Source organism: Micromonospora sp. WMMD714, from assembly GCF_029581315.1.
Lineage (GTDB): Bacteria > Actinomycetota > Actinomycetes > Mycobacteriales > Micromonosporaceae > Micromonospora > Micromonospora rifamycinica.
The window spans coordinates 4196519-4211282 of record NZ_CP120744.1 but is presented as its reverse complement, the minus strand read 5'-3'; the positions used below and the strand labels follow the sequence as shown (position 1 = coordinate 4211282).

The following is a 14764-nucleotide window of genomic DNA, read 5'->3' as shown; positions in this document are numbered from 1 at the left end:
GGGACATCCTTTCGAGAGACGGATCGAATACTACGGAACACTAGCAATGACTCTTGTCACCGAACAAGACACGTCAAGACACGTGCGAAGCCTCGGTGTCGACCGGCGCGGGCGACCCGGCGTCCGCCCCGAAGTAGCGTTGCCGCAGCGTCTCGCCGCCCCGGTAGGCGGTGCGGAACATCCCCCGCCGCTGCAGCTCGGGGATGAGCAGGTCGCAGATGTCGCCCAGGCCGTCCGAGGGGCTGCACGGGATCAGGTTGAAGCCGTCGACACCGGCGACCTCCAGCCACTGCTCCATCCGGTCGGCGACCTCCTCGGCCGTGCCGAACAGGGTCATCGGCGCGTCCCGGCGGGCCCGGCGGGGGCGGGACACCAGATACCGCACGTCGCCGATGGTCCACGACCGTTCCGGACTCAGCCCGCGCAGGAAGCCCAGGAACGACTGGCTGCCCTGGTTCTTCACCGCGTCGACCGGGGTGTCTTCCGGATACGCCGCCAGATCCACGTCCATCCAGCCGCACCACTTCGCCAGCTGCCCCTCCGGGCTCCACAACTGGTGGTACTGCGCGGCCTTGCGCTTGGCGTCGGCCCGGTCCGCGCCCACCATCACCATGGTGCCCTGCAGGGCGCGGACGCCCCGGGGGTCGCGTCCCGCGTCGGCCACCCGCTGGCGGAGCCGCCGGACCGTCTCGGCCCCGCCCTGCGGGTCGGCCATGGTCAGGAAGACCACCTCCGCGTGCCGGGCGGCGAACGCGAGGCCCCGGCCCGACGCGCCCGCCTGGTAGAGCACCGGCGTGCGCTGCGGCGACGGCTCGCACTGGTGTGGGCCGCGCACGGTGAACCAGTCGCCCCGGTGGTCGATGGCGCGCACCCGCGACGGGTCGGTGAAGACGTCGCCGTCGACGTCGCGGACCACCGCGCCGTCGTCCCAGCTGCGCTCCCAGAGCGCCCGGACCACCTCCAGGTACTCGTCGGCCCGGTCGTAGCGCAGGTCGTGGTCGAGATACTCGCCGAGTCCGTTGTCGGTGGCGGAGCGCAGGTACGAGGTGACGATGTTCCAGCCGATCCGGCCCCGGGTGAGGTGGTCGAGGGTGGAGAACAGCCGGGCGCACTCGTACGGCTGGTGGTACGTGGTGGAGTAGGTGACCGCGAAGCCGAGGTCGGTGGTGGCCATCGCCGCCGCCGCGACGACCGGCACCGGGTCGATCGAGGGGATCTGCACGGCGTGCCGGACCGCGGTCGCCCACGAACCCCGGTACACGTCGTAGGTGCCGTGGATGTCGGCGAAGAACAGCGCGTCGACGCAGGCCGCCTCCAGCCGACGGGCGACGGCGGCCCAGTAGTCCAGCGACCGGTAGCCGGTGCCGGTGGCGTCGCCGGGCGCCCGCCACATCCCGACGAACTGGGGCGACGGCGAGCATTCGGTGAACACGTTCAGGTGCATGTCTCCCCCTTCGCACCGGTCGCGCCGCCACCCGGGGACCGGATGGCGGCGCGACCGTGACGCTGGTCAGGACCGGGCCGTGCGGTCCAGGCTGAGCTGCTCGATGGCCGCCAGCAGGTCGGCCGGCTCGGTGCGTTCCCAGTGGCGGGCGTGCGCCGAGGCGAAGCGCAGCACCCCGTCGGTGCCGGCGAGGAACACGCCGGGCATCGTCATACTGTTGCTGTCGTCGCCGTTGATCTTCGAGAAGTCCATCCCGAAGCCGCCCCACACGTCGAGCAGGTCCTGGTTCATCGTGTAGGTCAGGTTGAACCGCCGGGCGTAGGCGTTGCCCCGGTCGCTGAGGATCCGGTACGAGATCTTGTTGCGACGGATCGCCGCCCGCAGGTTGGGCATGGTGACCGGCGACACCGCCACCAGGTCGGCCCCCAGCTCCCTGATCTGCGGATAGATCTCCTCCAGCGCCTCCAGTTCGAAGTTGCAGTAGTCACACCAGATGCCCCGGTAGAACACCACCGCGAGCGGCCCCCGGGACAGCAGGTCGGCGGAGGAGACGACGTCGCCGTTCTCGTCGGGCAGCTCGAAGGACGGGAACGGGTCACCCGCCTTCAGCACCCGGTCCTCCGCGTCAGTGGCGGCGAGAGCCTCCGCCTCCCGGTAGATCACCTCAAGGTGGGCCGGCGTGATCGGTGGCACCTCGCCCGCCTCCTGACGGGCCTTGTACTCCCGCAGTCTTTCGTTGAGGGACATCGACTCTCCTCTCCAGTGGTCCGGACCCGGGTCTCAGGTCCAGCCCACGGGCATCACCTTGATGCCGTTGACGAAGTTGGACTCCAGCCGGACGACCGGGCCCGTGGTGGCAAGTCGGGGAAGGTGGGGGGCGACGGCGTCGAGCAGCGCGGCCGTCTCCATCCGCGCCAGGTGGGCGCCCAGGCAGAAGTGCGGGCCCATGCCGAAGCTGAGGTGCGGGTTGGGCGTCCGCTCCAGGTCCACCCGGTGCGGGTCGGCGAAGATCCCGGCGTCCCGGTTGGCCGAGACGTAGAACATGACCACCTTGTCGCCCTCGGCGATCCTCGTGCCGGCCAGGGTGGTGTCCCGGGTGGCGGTCCGCCGGAACTGCATGATCGGCGTGACCACCCGGAGGAACTCGTCGACGGCGGTGGCGGTGGGCAGCGGCCCGCCGAGCCACCGACGGCGCAGCGCCTCGTCGTGCAGCAGCAGGTGCAGGGCGCCCGAGATCAGGTGTCGGGTCGTCTCGTTGCCGGCGACCACCAGCAGCATCCAGAACTGGCAGAACTCCCGGTCGGTCAGCCGCCGTCCGTCGACCTCCGCGGTGGCGAGCAGGCTGATCAGGTCGTCGCGGGGCGCGGCCCGCCGTCGTACGGCCACCGCCAGCGCGTACTGGAACGCCTCCGCGAACGTCTGCCGGTAGACCTCGACGTCCCCGCCGCCGTACTCCGGGTCGTCGAAGCCGACCAGGTTGTTGCTCCACCGGTACAGCAGGTGCCGGTCCCCGCGCGGCAGGCCCAGCAGGTCGGCGAGGACGAGCAGGGGCAGCTCCGCCGCCAGGTCGGTGACGGCGTCGAAGGTGTCGCGCTGGAGCACCCCGTCAACCAGTTCCCGGGCGTGCCGGGTGACGGTGTCGGCGAGCGAGCGTACGGCGCGGGGGGTGAACACCGAGGTGACGATGCGACGGATCCGCACGTGCTGCGGGGCGTCCATGTTCACCAGCAGCTGGCGCATGAAGTCCAGGTCGGCCGGGGTACGCGGGTCGTGCAGGAACGCCCCGCGCCGGGCGGAGGAGAACACCTCGGGCTGTCGGGACACCTCCATGACCGCCTCGTGAGTGGTCACCGCCCAGAACCCGGATCCGCGCTGCTGGATCCGCCCGGCGGAGCTGTGCCGCCACAGCGCCGGCTCCGGCACCCAGCCGACCGGCTCCTCGCGGCGGCGTCGTTCGAACTCGGCGTGCGGCACCGCCCGCGCGTAGGTCGCCGGGTGGGCGATGTCCTCGGTGGACGTCGGTTCTGTCGTGGGCATCTCGCTCACCGCTCCCATCGGTCGTCTCCGCAGAGCGTGCGCAACTGGTCGAGCCGGACCTTGCCGGTCGGCTCGCGGGGCACGGCGTCGACCGACCGCCACGAGCGGGGCACCTTGAATCCGGCGAGGTGCCGCCGGCAGTGCTCGTCCAGCGTCGACCAGGGCGGTCGCCCGCCGTCGGGCTCCCACTCGACGACGGCGGCGACCCGCTCGCCGTACTCCTCGTCGGGCAGGCCGAGGACCACGGCGTCGCGTACGTCCGGGTGCCGTACCAGCACCTGCTCGACCTCGGCCGGGTAGACGTTCACGCCGCCGGAGACGACCATGTTCTGGGCGCGGCCGGTGAGGTACAGGTAGCCGTCCTCGTCGAGGTGACCCACCTCGCCGTAGGTGAAGACACCCGGCGCGAGGTACGCGGCCCGGGTCTTGCCAGCCGCGTTGTGGTAGTGGAAGCCGCGGCCGGGCCGGCGGATGAAGATCCGACCCCGCTGGTGGGGGCCGAGCTCACGGCCGTCGTCGTCGACGACGACGATCCGGTTCGGCGGTACGGCCCGCCCCACGCTGCCCGGGTGGGCCAGCCAGTCGGCCGAGTCGATGAGGGTGACCACCCCGCCTTCGGTGGCCGCGTAGTACTCGACCAGCACCGGACCCCACCACTCGATCATGCGCCGCTTGACGTCCGGCGGGCAGGCCCCGCCGCCGTGCCAGATCCGGCGCAGACTGGCCGGGGAGAACGCGGCCCGGACGGCCGGGTCGAGGCGCAGCAGCCGGACGAACTGGGTCGGCACCAGGTGGCACTCGGTGATCCGCTCGGCGGCCATGGTGGCCAGCGTCGCGGCCGGGTCGAAGCGTTCCCGGACGACCAGGGTCGCGCCGTTGAGCAGGGGCAGCAGCGCGTAGAACAGTTGGGCGGAGTGGTACCAGGGCCCGACCAGCAGCACCCGCCCGTCGGTGGGCACGCCGAGCGTCCCGGTGGCGTACTCGAGCAGGCGGGTGGCCCGGGCGAACGGCGCTCCGGTGACGAACAGACCGTTGAGCACGCCCTTGGGGCGGCCGGTGGTGCCCGACGTGTAGATCATCAACTGCCCGCACTCCTGGTCGGCGGGGGCGGTCCGCGGGTCGGCCGCGGCGAGCAGCGGCTCCACCGGCGCCAGGCCGTACGCCGCCTGGTCACCGGTGACGACCGCCCGGACGGTGCCCGCCTCGGCCGCTGCCTTGGCACCCACCTCGGCGCGCGGCGGGTCGACGGCGAGCAGCCGCGCCCCGGCGTCGGCCAGCAGGTAAGCGACCTCCGGGGCGGTGAGGTGCCAGTTGACCGGCACCACCGTGACACCGGAGTGCAGGCAGGCCAGCAGCGCCTCCACCGCCTCCCGGCGGTTGCCGAGCATCAGCGCCACCGCGTCGCCGGAGCTGACGCCCGCGTCGGCGAGCACCGCCCGCCACCGGTGCACCCGCTCCCCCAGCTGTGCCCAGGTGAGGACGCCGTCCTCGGCGGCGAGCGCCGGCGCGTCGGGGGTCGCGGTGATCCGGGCGGCGAGGAGAGCGGGCGGGTCCTGGCGACTCGGCATCATCAGTCCAGCAGGTCCGGGTGGCGGCGCAGGACACCCGCGTAGAGGGGCTTGAAGTTGTACCGGCCGATGCCCGGCGAGCCGATCACCTCGCGGGTGCGCTCGGCGTCCTCCGGACCGATGGGCACCGGCTTGCCGGCCGCCTCGGCGGCGAGCTGCACCTGGCAGGACCGTTCCATGGCGACGAACCACCAGGCCGCCTCCGCCACCGAGCCGCCGACGGTCAACAGGCCGTGGTTGCGCAGGATGGCGGCCTTGCCGGGGCCCAGCGCGGCGGCGATCCGCCGGCCCTCCTCGGTGTCGAGCACCACGCCGGTGTAGTCGTCGAAGAGGCTGTGGTCGCCGTAGAAGGCGCAGGCGTCCTGCGTGATCGGGTCGAGGAGCCGGCCCAGGGTGGAGAAGGCCCGGCCGTACACCGAGTGGGTGTGAACGGCGCAGACGACGTCGGGCCGGGCGGCGTGCACCGCCGAGTGGATGACGAAACCGGCCGGGTTGATCCGGCCCTTGCCGCCCAGCACCTGCCCGTCCGCGCCGACCAGCAGCAGGTCGCTGACCCTGACCTGGCCAAAGTACATGCCGAACGGGTTGATCCAGAAGCAGTCGGGCCGCTCCGGGTCGCGGACGGTGATGTGTCCACCCGCGCCCTCGTCGTAGCCGAGTTCGGCGAACAACCGCAGCGTGGCGGCCAGGTGTGCCATGCGCTGCTGGCGGAGAGCCGGTGTGTCAGGAGGGAAACTCATCCGCAACCACCCGTCGTGTCGGTGTCGTAACCGCCGGAGGCCACGATCGCCTCCGCCCGGTCGGGAAGTCCCGCCTCGGCCGGAACGGCCCCCGCGACGGCGGCCGCCGTACCGGAACCGTTGCGGGCCACCGCCCCGGCGGCTGTCGGGTCCGGCCGCCACACCGCCAGGAAGCCGTCCAGCCGGTCGAGCCCCCAGAACCGGTGCCGCCCCCACTTGAGGTACGGGATCCCGAAGATGTCGTCGAGGTAGGCGCGTTCGAGGCAGCCCGCCCCCTCGTCCCGCAGCTGCGGATCGTCGACAGCGCCGGTGACCACTGCCGGATCCAGTCCGGCCCGCTCGGCGCAGCCGGCCACCACCGCGGGGTCGCAGATGTTCTCGCCCCGCTCCCAGCGGGCGGCGACCACCTCGTCGTAGAAGGGCGCCGCCCGGCCGGCGCGGCGGGCGGCCAGCCAGCCGAGATGCGGCACCTCCCAGTGCGGGTCGACGTCGATCGGCCAGGCCATCGGCACACCCTCGCGCTGCACCAGGCGTTTGGTGTCCATCAGCAGGTAGAGGTGCTTCGCCCGGCTCATCTGCACGTAGTGGAACTCCGCGCCGCGCGCGGCGAGCGCCTCGGCGGTCCGGGCGTCCGGATCCCAGTAGGGGAACCAGTCGAAGTCCGTGAACGCGGTCGGCACGGTGGCGCGCAGCCGGCGGACCGTCAGCCAGCTGTACGGGCTGCGGAAGGAGAAGAACAGCCGCGGGCGGGCGGGGGCGCGGGTCACGGCCGGTCCCCGGTGAGGATCGCGCACACCTCGGGGTCGAGCCGGGCGAGCTGGCCGGCGTCCGGTCCCCGGCTGATCGCGTAGCCGTGCAGGATGGTCGCCGTGGCCACCAGGACCAGCCGGTCGCCCCGGTGGACCCAGCAGTCCATCCGGCCGCTGAACATCATCTCCCGGAGCACGTCGTCGACGGTGAAGACGGTGTGCACCGTCTCCTCCATGTGGGCCGGCTCGGCCAGGCGTACCCGGGCCCGGGAGACCACCGGGATCCACGCGCGTTCGGCCAGCATGCGGCCCACCGAGATGCCCCGGTCGGCGAGGAACCGGTCGACGACCTCCTCCAGGGCGCGCACGTAGCCGGAGTGCTGCACCCGGTCGGAGAAGTGGCAGTAGAAGTACGGTGCCCGCCAGGACCAGAGGAAGGCCCCCGAGCCGTCCGGCGTCAACACCGACGCGGGGTCGGCGTCGGCCGGCAGCGCGAGTTCCGAACGCAGGCCGGTCGCCGCGTCGAGGGTGGCCGCCTCCCAGGTCGCGAGCGCCGCCGGGGCGGGCCGGTGGGTCGGCGCGTCGGTCTCGGGCAGCAGCGCGACGGTGACGTGTCCGCGCAGCACCACGACGTCCTGGCCGCCACGGCTCACCGACAGCTGCACCCGCAGCCGCCGCCCGGTGCCGGCGACCACCTCGGCGCGGACCTCGTCGTCCACCTCCAGCACCGCCGGCAGCTGCACCGAGCAGTCGACGATCTCGGTGCCGAGGCCGTGCTGGTGGAACAGCGCGTGGGCGCCGTGGCCCTGATCGCGCAGCCAGTTCAGGACGGCCTCCTCCACCAGGTACATGAAGTGCTTGAAGCCGATCCAGGTGCGGATGTTGGCGCCCTCGTAGCGCGGTCGGCTGACCAGGACGCTCGGGGTGGGCGCGGGCGGGGCGAGGGTGCTCACGGGGCTGCTCCTTCGGGATGACCGCTGACGACGGGGGCCACGTCGAGGAAGGCCCGTAGGCGGGACGCGACATCCTCCGGCTGGCGGGCGTAACAGAAGTGGTCGTAGCTTTCGCCGACCGACAGCACCGCGTGCGGCATGGCGTCGGCCAGGGTCCGCGCCGCCTCGGGGGACAGCGTCGGATCGGACCCGCCGGCGAGTACCAGCACCCGGGCCGTCACCCGGTCCAGCCGCATCGAGGCGCTGGCGCAGAACTGGTCGAAGACGGTCAGGAACCCCGAGGGGCCGACCCGGTCGAACGCCTTGGCGATCATCCGTTCCACCACGTCGGGGTCCAGGGCACGCAGCCGGGTGCCGAGCCGGCTGCGCAGCGAGTCGTGGATGTGCTGCTCGAAGGAGCGTCGGGCGCGTTCGAACAACCGCCAGGTCACCACGACGTCCGGCGGGCGGTACAGCGGGCAGATCAGGATGACGGTGTCCGGCACCCGCCGGTCGCCGGCACAGAGCAGCTCGAGCAGGGCGTTGGCGCCGTAGGAGTGGGCCACCAGCAGGTCCGGTCGCCGGTCGAGACCGTCGAGGCCGTCGGCGAGCCACTGCGCCGAGGGCCGGTGCCGCCACCGGTAGTCGTTGCCGGGCCGCCAGGGCAGGTCGAGGGCGACCGGGTGCCAGTCGGACGGCAGTACGGTGCTCAACGGCAGCCAGCTCGCCCAGGAGTCCTCGAGCCCGTGCGCGAAGACCACCAGCGGACCGTCCGGTGTGGGCGGCCGCAGCTGCCGTACGGTCGTCGTCACGGCTGCCTCCCGGGCGGGGCGAGCAGGGCGGTACGCCAGCCGTCGTCGGTGCCGCCGCAGAGCACCGCGACGCCGTCCGCGCCCTCGGCGACGAGCCGCGTGGCGAGCGCCGTCTGGAGCACCCCCTGGAATCCGTAGCCGTCGCCCCAGGCGGCGGCCGGGTCGAGGTGGCCGGGGCCGACCACGACCGGCACCGGCCACGGGGGTACGTCGGCGCGGTGCCGCACGGTCGGCCCGACGGTCACCGTGGCCAGCGGGGTGCCGGCGCGGGTGGCGGGTTCCAGGACCACGCAGGCGGCCCCGGCGCGCAGCGGTGGGCCGCCGGCGGCGTGGCCACGGACCGCCACCGCGGTCTCGTCGTCGGGTTCCGCGCCGACCACCAGCACCCGGTCGGCCCGGCGGGCGCGCAGCAGCAGGGCGCCGAGCGCCAGCGCGTCCAGGCCGGCGGTCTCGCCGGAGCAGACCATCAGGTTCGGTCCGGCGAGGCGGAACCACATCGCGATGCTGCTGGCGATCACGTTGCTGGAGGCGTTCGGTGCCGCCATCGGGCTGACCCCCCGGCTGCCCTCGCGGGCGACGGCGCGGGTCACGTCGACGACCGTGGCGACGTTGCCGAGGTTGCTGGCGGCCACCACGGCGGTGCCGGGATCGAGCGGGACGTCGGGGCGTACGCCGTCGGGCAGGCCCAGCGCCCGGTGCGCGGCGCAGAGCGCGAGCCGGGTGGCCGGTTCCTTGTACAGCAGCCCCTTACGGCCGAGCAGGGTGTACGCCTGGTCGGCCGGGCAGCCGGGCGTGACCGCCGGCAGGCCGGCGGCGGTGGCGACTGGCGGCAGGCCGGCGGCGGTGGCGAAGCGGTCGTCGGCGGGCAGGTGGATGCTGTAGGAGGTGACGACCACGGCGGGGGCCGGCGTGCCGGTCATCGCGCCTCCACCAGCGTCACCGCGTTCACGCCGCCGAAGCCGAAGGCGTTGACCTGGGCGAGGGTGACGTCCCGTCGGGCGTGCACCTCCCGGACGAAGCTGAGTCCGTCGCCCTCGGGCAGGGGGTTCGTCAGCCCGACGACCGGCGGCACGGTGCCGCTGGCCAGGCAGCGCAGTGCCACGTCGACGTTGGCCAGGGCGGCGGCGCCCGACAGGTGGCCGACCGCGCCCTTGATGCCGGTGACCAGGGGTGCCTCCGGTCGGGGCAGGCACCGCAGCAGCGCGGCGCACTCGGTGGGGTCGTTCAGGGCGGTGCCGGTGCCGTGGGCGACCACCAGGTCCGCCTCGTGCGGGCCGCGACCGGCCCGGGTCCAGGCGTCGCGCACCGCCCGGCAGATCCCGTCGACGTCGGGGGCGGTCTCGTGCACGGCGTCGCAGGACAGCCCGGTGGCCAGGAGCCGACCGACGGCCGGGCCGGCCCACGTCTCGCCGACCACGACGAGCGCGGCGGCGCCCTCGCCGAGCAGGACGCCGGTGCGGTCCCGGTCGAACGGGCGGACCTGGGTGGTGGGCGACGGGGTGACCTTGCCGATCATCGCGAGCATGGAGGTGGTCGTCGTGTCGGCGGCGCCGACGACGACCGCGTCGGCCTCGCCGGTCTCGATCAGGTCCTGGGCGAGCGCGAGGGCGTGCCCGCCCGCGCTGCACGCGTTGGCGAGGGTCACCACCTCGGCCAGGTCGGGCGCGGCGTCCCGGACGGCGGGGCCGAAGTGCAGGCGGGACGGGGTGGTGGCCGCGCCGGTGCGGGCCATCTCCTCCACGGCGGCCAGTTCCCGCAGCCCGGTGCCGACGAGCGCCACGACCCGGTGGCGGCGCGGGTCGACGGCGGCCCGGGTCAGCACCTCGTCGACGCACTCCCGCAGCCAGGTGCCGGCCCGCAGGGCCACCCCGGGGGCGGGCTCGTCGATCTGGTAGCCGGCCGTCACGTTGAGCTGGGCGGTGAGGGGGTGCCGCAGCCCGCCCACTCCGCTGCGTCCGTCCAGCAGGGCGGCGAAGGTCCGCGCGCCGTCGCCGAAGCACGTGCGGAGGCTGCTCGCCGCGATCAACGCCGTCATGGTCTACCGCCGGACCAGGGCGGCGCCGACGCCACCGTCGGTGCCGTGGGCGGTGAGCAGGGTGAGGCCGGACCGGGTGCCGGGCTCGCGCAGCGCGGCGGCCAGGGCCAGGGCGGGAAGGGCCGCGCCGCAGTCACCCGCCGCCCGGCTCACCACCAGCTCGGCCGGCCGGTGCCCGTCGAGCGCCCGCAGGGCGGCGTCGCGCTGCGGGCGGGGGCCGGCGGTGACGGTCTCGCTGGTGGCCAGGAGGGTGACGTCGCCCGGTACGGCTCCGGCGGCGCGCAGGGCGCGAGCCACACAGTCGGTGAGGGCCTGCTCGGCCGTGCCGTCGGGGCCGTACCCGGTGGTCGCGGCGCAGACGGCCGGCCCGCCGGAGTCGGCGGGGCCGCCGATCACGAACACCGCGGCGCCCTCCCCGGCGGGGATCACGCCGCCGGTGGGGCCGAGCGCGCAGGCCCAGGCCCGGTGCGCCGAGAACTCCTCCACCGCGCCGACGAGCATGGTGTCGACGTAGCCGCGGCGGATCGCGTTGCCGGCGTACCGCAGGGCGTTGAAGAAGGCCAGCGGCCCGCCGGTGACGGTGGCGTTGACCCCCTTGAGCCCGTGGCGGATGGCCGCCTGGCCGGCGGCGCAGTTCATCACGGTGTTGGGGAACAGCACCGGGTTGACCAGGTACGGCTTGTCCTGCACCAGGGTCTCGCGGGTGTAGTCGCTGGTGGACTTGAGGCTGCCGACGGTGGTGCCGAGCACCACGCCGATCCGGGTCCGGGTGGTGTCGTCCACCGTCAGCCCGCTGTCGTCGAGGGCGTCGCCGCAGGCCACCACGGCCAGCGCGGTGGCCCGGTCGTAGAAGCTGGTGCCGCGCCGGCCGAGCCGGGCCCGGACGTCGAAGTCGAGCAGCGCCTGCCCCTGCGGGTGGGGCAGCGTCTCGGTGACGATCGCCCCCACCGGGACACCGGGATGGGCCGCCCCGGCGAGGTCGGCGACCCGCTGCGCGAGCGCCTCCGGGCGGTCACCGGCGGCGCTCAGCGTGGCCAGGCCGTTGATGGTCAGTGGATTCATCGGGCCGCTCCCAGCACCACGATCGCGTTGTTCCCGCCGAAGGCGAAGCCGTTGTTCTGCACCATCCGGACGGTGGCCGACCTGGCCTCGTTCGGCACCGGATCGATGCCGGTCAGCTGCGGATCCGGGTGCGTCCAGTTGACGGTGGGGGGCAGGAACCCCTGTTCGACGGCGAGCGCGGAGGCGATCGCCCCGAATCCGCTGGCGGCGCCCATCGTGTGCCCGATCATCGACTTGATCGAGCTGATGGGTGGCGGTTGCGGCCCGAACACGTCGAGCACGGCCTGCGCCTCGACCAGGTCGTTGGCCGGGGTGCCGGTGCCGTGGGCGCAGATGTAGTCGACCTGGTCCGGGGTGATGCCGGCGTTGCGGTGCGCGGTGCGGATGCACGCGGCGATGCTGTCCCGGTCCGGGGCCACCGGATGGTTGGCGTCGCAGTTGAGACCGTAGCCCAGCACCTCCGCGTAGACGTGCGCGCCGCGCGCCTCGGCGTGCTCCCACGTCTCCAGCGCCAGCACCGCGCCGCCCTCGCCGGTGATGATGCCGGAGCGGTCCCGGTCGAACGGCGAGCAGGCGTGCTCGGTGAGCGCGCCCAGCCGGAAGAAGCCCGCGTGCGCCCATCGGCAGACCGAGTCGGCGCCGCCGGCGAACACCACGTCCGACTCGCCGGTGACGAGCAGGTCGTAGGCGTACCCGATGGCGTAGTTGCTGGCGGAGCACGCGGTGGCGAGGGTCAGCGAGTCGCCGCGCAGACCCAACTCCTCGCTGACCGCGTGCGCCAACCGACCGGCGGGCAGCTGCTCGACCAGTTCCGGCGGCATCGCGTCGAAGCCCGCCTCGACCAGTCGCGCGGTGAGCGCCTCCAGCACGACGGACTCGCCGCTGGTCGTGCCGATCACGGCGTGCGCCCGGGTGCGGTCCACGGTGTCGAGGTCGAGCTTCGCGTCGTCCGCCGCGAGTCGCGCGGCGGCGGCCGCGAACTGGCTGGACCGGCCCCACCGTGCGGTGGGCAGCCGGCGCAGCCAGGCGGCGGGGTCGAAGTCACGGACCTCACCGCCGTTGCGGTACGGGAACCCGGACGGGTCGAAGCTGGTGATCGGGGAGATCCCGGAGCGGCCCGCCCGTAGGGACGCGCCGAACGCCGTCACCCCCGTTCCGATGCTCGACACCGGGCCGAGGCCGGTCACGACCACACGCCGCACGGTCTCAGTCCTGCCAGCCGGCGTGCCGGGCGACGGCCTCGTAGGTGGTCTTGAGGTTGCGCAGCTCGGGCAGCTCCGACTGCGGGATCTCCACCTTGAACTCCTTGTCGATGCGGGCCAGGATCTCGATGGCCCGCAGCGAGTCCGCCTGGTACTCCTCGGCGAAGTCCCCGGTGTCGGTCAGTTCGTCGGTCTCGACTTCCAACACCTCGGCGATGATCTCCCGGAGCTGCTCGTACCGCTCGTTCTCACCGGACATGTCGGCCTCCTTGGGAACTGGTGTTAGCAGGGATGGTGCGGTCGGCGTCCCGGCCCTGCGGACCGGTCGCCGGTTCGGCGACGGCCGCGCGGGGACGGCGGGCGGCCATGAGCGAGCCGACGGTGGCGATGCGCCGCTCGCCGACCCAGCTCTCGCCGGTGGCGAAGGCGGTGTCGGCGACGACCCGTTCCAGGCGTACGACGTGCCGGACGACGTCGCCCGGGTAGGCCCGGCCGGTGACGGTGTAGTCCCGGGCGCCCACGAAGAGCAGCAGGGTGTCCTCGGTGGCGCGCTGCGCCGGGGCGGCACCGGCCAGCCAGAGCAGCGCCGCGCTCTGCCCGAACGACTCGATGAGCAGCGAGGCCGGGTAGGCGTAGTCCCCGGCGGTGGCGTCGTCGCCGAGGTGGGCGTAGCACGGTTCGGTGGCGGTGATCGCCTTGACCGTCTCGATGGTGTCGCCGTCCCGGCTGGTCACCCGGTCGACCAGCAGCAGCGGGTGACGCTGCGGCAGGACCGCCCGGATCTCGGCGGCGTTCACGCGTCGGCTCCGGCGTCGAAGTCGGCACGCAGCTGTGCGGTGACCGTCCCGTCGGTGCGTCGGGCGACGCCACGGACCTGCCAGCCAGTCGGTGCCGGCGTGGACGGTGCCGGGGTGACCGGTGCCGCCGGGTCGGCCGGTGCCGGGGTGGTCGGCCGGACGTCGAGGGTGAGCTCCATCTCGTCGCCGCCGAGCAGCGCCGCGAGGAACCGGATCGAGGTGACCGTCCGCAGCCGGGGTGCGCCGGGGACGGCCCGGGTCATCGCCTGGCACAGGGTCTCGACCACGAAGACGCCCGGGTAGATCGGCTGGCCGGGAAAGTGGCCGACGAGGTTCGGGTTCCGGGGATCGACCGCGACCCGGGCGACGACCGTCCAGCCGCCGTCGTCCTGGGCGGTGACCAGGAGCCGGTCGACCGCCGGCAGCGGGGCGGCGTACGGCACCGGGGCGGCGGGCCGCCAGGTCGGTGCTGTCGTCGCCGCGGTCACAGGACCATCCCCCCGTCCACCTGGAACACCTGGCCGGTGACGTAGTCGGCCTGGTCGGAGAGGAGGAAGCCCACCATCGCGGCGACGTCCTCGGGGCGGCCGAACCGGCGCAGGCCGATCATGCCGAGGGCCTGCTCCCGGGCCTTGGCGTCCAGCGCGTCGGTCATGTCGGTCTCGATGAAGCCGGGCGCGACCACGTTGACCCGTACGCCGTAGCGGGCGACCTCCTTGGCCAGCGAGCGGCTCAGCCCGATGATGCCCGCCTTGCTGGCCGCGTACGCCGTCTGCCCGACGTTGCCGTGGATGCCGGCGATCGAGGAGAGGTTGACGATGACGCCGGCCCGGCGCTTCATGAACCGGAAGGCCATGGCCCGGCAGAAGTTCCAGGTGCCGCCGAGGTTGATGTCGATGACCGCCTCCCAGTCGGGGCGGCGGGCCAGCACCAGCGGGCTGTCCCGGGTGATGCCGGCGTTGTTCACCAACCGGCCGATCGGGCCCAGCCGGTCCTCGGCCTCGGCGATGAACGCCTCCACCGCCTGGTCGTCGGCGACGTCGCAGGGTGCGAAGTAGCTGGGGACGCCGATCGCGGCGACCTGCGCCTCGGTCTTCTCGGCAGCCTCGCTGGGCCTGCTGTAGCAGCAGGCCAGGCCGTAGCCCTGCTCGGCGAGCCGGACGGCCACCGCGCGGCCGATGCCCCGCGAGGCGCCGGTCACCAGTGCCAGCGGTCGCTCGCTCACAGACGCCTCCTCTGCCCGTCGCACCCACGCCGGGTGCCCCCGATCGGCGACGGGAACTCGTATCTTGCACTCCCATGTTGAAGCATCTTCGGCTCGACATCAATAGAAGTAGCAAGAGACTCGCAAAGAGCAGCTAGATACTCTGCAAAAGCTAGCCGGAC

General features: G+C 73.5%; 16 protein-coding genes. All 16 read right to left on the bottom strand.

What is annotated here, in order from left to right; genetic code table 11:
* Positions 1 to 73 precede the first annotated feature (73 nt).
* The gene (locus O7625_RS18390; protein ID WP_282340160.1) at positions 74 to 1444 is read right to left on the bottom strand and encodes an NtaA/DmoA family FMN-dependent monooxygenase; all 1371 of its coding nucleotides are present in this window, start codon (positions 1442 to 1444) and stop codon (positions 74 to 76) included.
* A gap of 66 nt (positions 1445 to 1510) precedes the next feature.
* Positions 1511 to 2191: a peroxiredoxin-like family protein gene (locus O7625_RS18385; RefSeq protein WP_282340159.1), complete on the bottom strand. Its 681-nt coding sequence runs from the start codon at positions 2189 to 2191 to the stop codon at positions 1511 to 1513.
* Positions 2192 to 2224: 33 nt separating this feature from the next.
* Positions 2225 to 3481 (bottom strand): cytochrome P450, encoded by a 1257-nt coding sequence (locus tag O7625_RS18380; protein ID WP_282340158.1) that lies wholly within the window; start codon positions 3479 to 3481, stop codon positions 2225 to 2227.
* A gap of 5 nt (positions 3482 to 3486) precedes the next feature.
* On the bottom strand, positions 3487 to 5052 hold the full coding sequence (locus O7625_RS18375) for an AMP-binding protein (protein WP_282340157.1): 1566 nt from the start codon (positions 5050 to 5052) through the stop codon (positions 3487 to 3489).
* Positions 5052 to 5789 carry a class II aldolase/adducin family protein gene (locus O7625_RS18370; RefSeq protein WP_282340156.1) on the bottom strand — a complete coding sequence of 246 codons (738 nt, stop codon included), beginning with the start codon at positions 5787 to 5789 and terminating at the stop codon, positions 5052 to 5054. The genes O7625_RS18375 and O7625_RS18370 overlap by 1 nt, the downstream gene beginning before the upstream one ends.
* Entirely contained in the window at positions 5786 to 6556 is a 771-nt protein-coding gene (locus O7625_RS18365) for a DsbA family protein (protein WP_282340155.1), read from the bottom strand. The genes O7625_RS18370 and O7625_RS18365 overlap by 4 nt, the downstream gene beginning before the upstream one ends.
* On the bottom strand, positions 6553 to 7491 hold the full coding sequence (locus O7625_RS18360) for a thioesterase family protein (protein WP_282340154.1): 939 nt from the start codon (positions 7489 to 7491) through the stop codon (positions 6553 to 6555). Before O7625_RS18360 ends, O7625_RS18365 begins: the two co-directional genes overlap by 4 nt.
* A complete protein-coding gene (locus O7625_RS18355) occupies positions 7488 to 8282 on the bottom strand; it encodes an alpha/beta hydrolase (RefSeq protein ID WP_282340153.1) in 795 nt (264 codons plus the stop codon). The genes O7625_RS18360 and O7625_RS18355 overlap by 4 nt, the downstream gene beginning before the upstream one ends.
* On the bottom strand, positions 8279 to 9202 hold the full coding sequence (locus O7625_RS18350; protein ID WP_282340152.1) for a beta-ketoacyl synthase N-terminal-like domain-containing protein: 924 nt from the start codon (positions 9200 to 9202) through the stop codon (positions 8279 to 8281). The genes O7625_RS18355 and O7625_RS18350 overlap by 4 nt, the downstream gene beginning before the upstream one ends.
* On the bottom strand, positions 9199 to 10317 hold the full coding sequence (locus O7625_RS18345; protein WP_282340151.1) for a beta-ketoacyl synthase N-terminal-like domain-containing protein: 1119 nt from the start codon (positions 10315 to 10317) through the stop codon (positions 9199 to 9201). Before O7625_RS18345 ends, O7625_RS18350 begins: the two co-directional genes overlap by 4 nt.
* 3 nt (positions 10318 to 10320) lie before the next feature.
* A complete protein-coding gene (locus O7625_RS18340; protein ID WP_282340150.1) occupies positions 10321 to 11379 on the bottom strand; it encodes a beta-ketoacyl synthase N-terminal-like domain-containing protein in 1059 nt (352 codons plus the stop codon).
* The gene (locus O7625_RS18335; protein WP_282340149.1) at positions 11376 to 12581 is read right to left on the bottom strand and encodes a beta-ketoacyl-[acyl-carrier-protein] synthase family protein; all 1206 of its coding nucleotides are present in this window, start codon (positions 12579 to 12581) and stop codon (positions 11376 to 11378) included. The genes O7625_RS18340 and O7625_RS18335 overlap by 4 nt, the downstream gene beginning before the upstream one ends.
* 4 nt (positions 12582 to 12585) lie before the next feature.
* Positions 12586 to 12840, bottom strand: a complete 255-nt coding sequence (locus O7625_RS18330; RefSeq protein ID WP_067310308.1) for an acyl carrier protein — start codon at positions 12838 to 12840, stop codon at positions 12586 to 12588.
* Positions 12830 to 13378 carry a beta-hydroxyacyl-ACP dehydratase gene (locus O7625_RS18325; protein ID WP_067310311.1) on the bottom strand — a complete coding sequence of 183 codons (549 nt, stop codon included), beginning with the start codon at positions 13376 to 13378 and terminating at the stop codon, positions 12830 to 12832. Before O7625_RS18325 ends, O7625_RS18330 begins: the two co-directional genes overlap by 11 nt.
* Complete coding sequence (locus O7625_RS18320; RefSeq protein ID WP_282340148.1) at positions 13375 to 13866, bottom strand: hypothetical protein; 492 nt, start codon at positions 13864 to 13866, stop codon at positions 13375 to 13377. Before O7625_RS18320 ends, O7625_RS18325 begins: the two co-directional genes overlap by 4 nt.
* A complete protein-coding gene (gene fabG, locus O7625_RS18315; RefSeq protein WP_282340147.1) occupies positions 13863 to 14603 on the bottom strand; it encodes a 3-oxoacyl-[acyl-carrier-protein] reductase in 741 nt (246 codons plus the stop codon). Before fabG ends, O7625_RS18320 begins: the two co-directional genes overlap by 4 nt.
* Between the last annotated feature and the right edge of the window lie 161 nt (positions 14604 to 14764).

Coding starts and splice junctions, on each gene's coding strand:
- O7625_RS18330 (WP_067310308.1), bottom strand. CDS start 12,840: ATGTCCGGTGAGAACGAGCGGTACGAGCAGCTCCGGGAGATCATCGCC.
- O7625_RS18370 (WP_282340156.1), bottom strand. CDS start 5,789: ATGAGTTTCCCTCCTGACACACCGGCTCTCCGCCAGCAGCGCATGGCA.
- O7625_RS18350 (WP_282340152.1), bottom strand. CDS start 9,202: ATGACCGGCACGCCGGCCCCCGCCGTGGTCGTCACCTCCTACAGCATC.
- O7625_RS18340 (WP_282340150.1), bottom strand. CDS start 11,379: ATGAATCCACTGACCATCAACGGCCTGGCCACGCTGAGCGCCGCCGGT.
- O7625_RS18385 (WP_282340159.1), bottom strand. CDS start 2,191: ATGTCCCTCAACGAAAGACTGCGGGAGTACAAGGCCCGTCAGGAGGCG.
- O7625_RS18375 (WP_282340157.1), bottom strand. CDS start 5,052: ATGATGCCGAGTCGCCAGGACCCGCCCGCTCTCCTCGCCGCCCGGATC.
- O7625_RS18345 (WP_282340151.1), bottom strand. CDS start 10,317: ATGACGGCGTTGATCGCGGCGAGCAGCCTCCGCACGTGCTTCGGCGAC.
- O7625_RS18390 (WP_282340160.1), bottom strand. CDS start 1,444: ATGCACCTGAACGTGTTCACCGAATGCTCGCCGTCGCCCCAGTTCGTC.
- O7625_RS18380 (WP_282340158.1), bottom strand. CDS start 3,481: ATGCCCACGACAGAACCGACGTCCACCGAGGACATCGCCCACCCGGCG.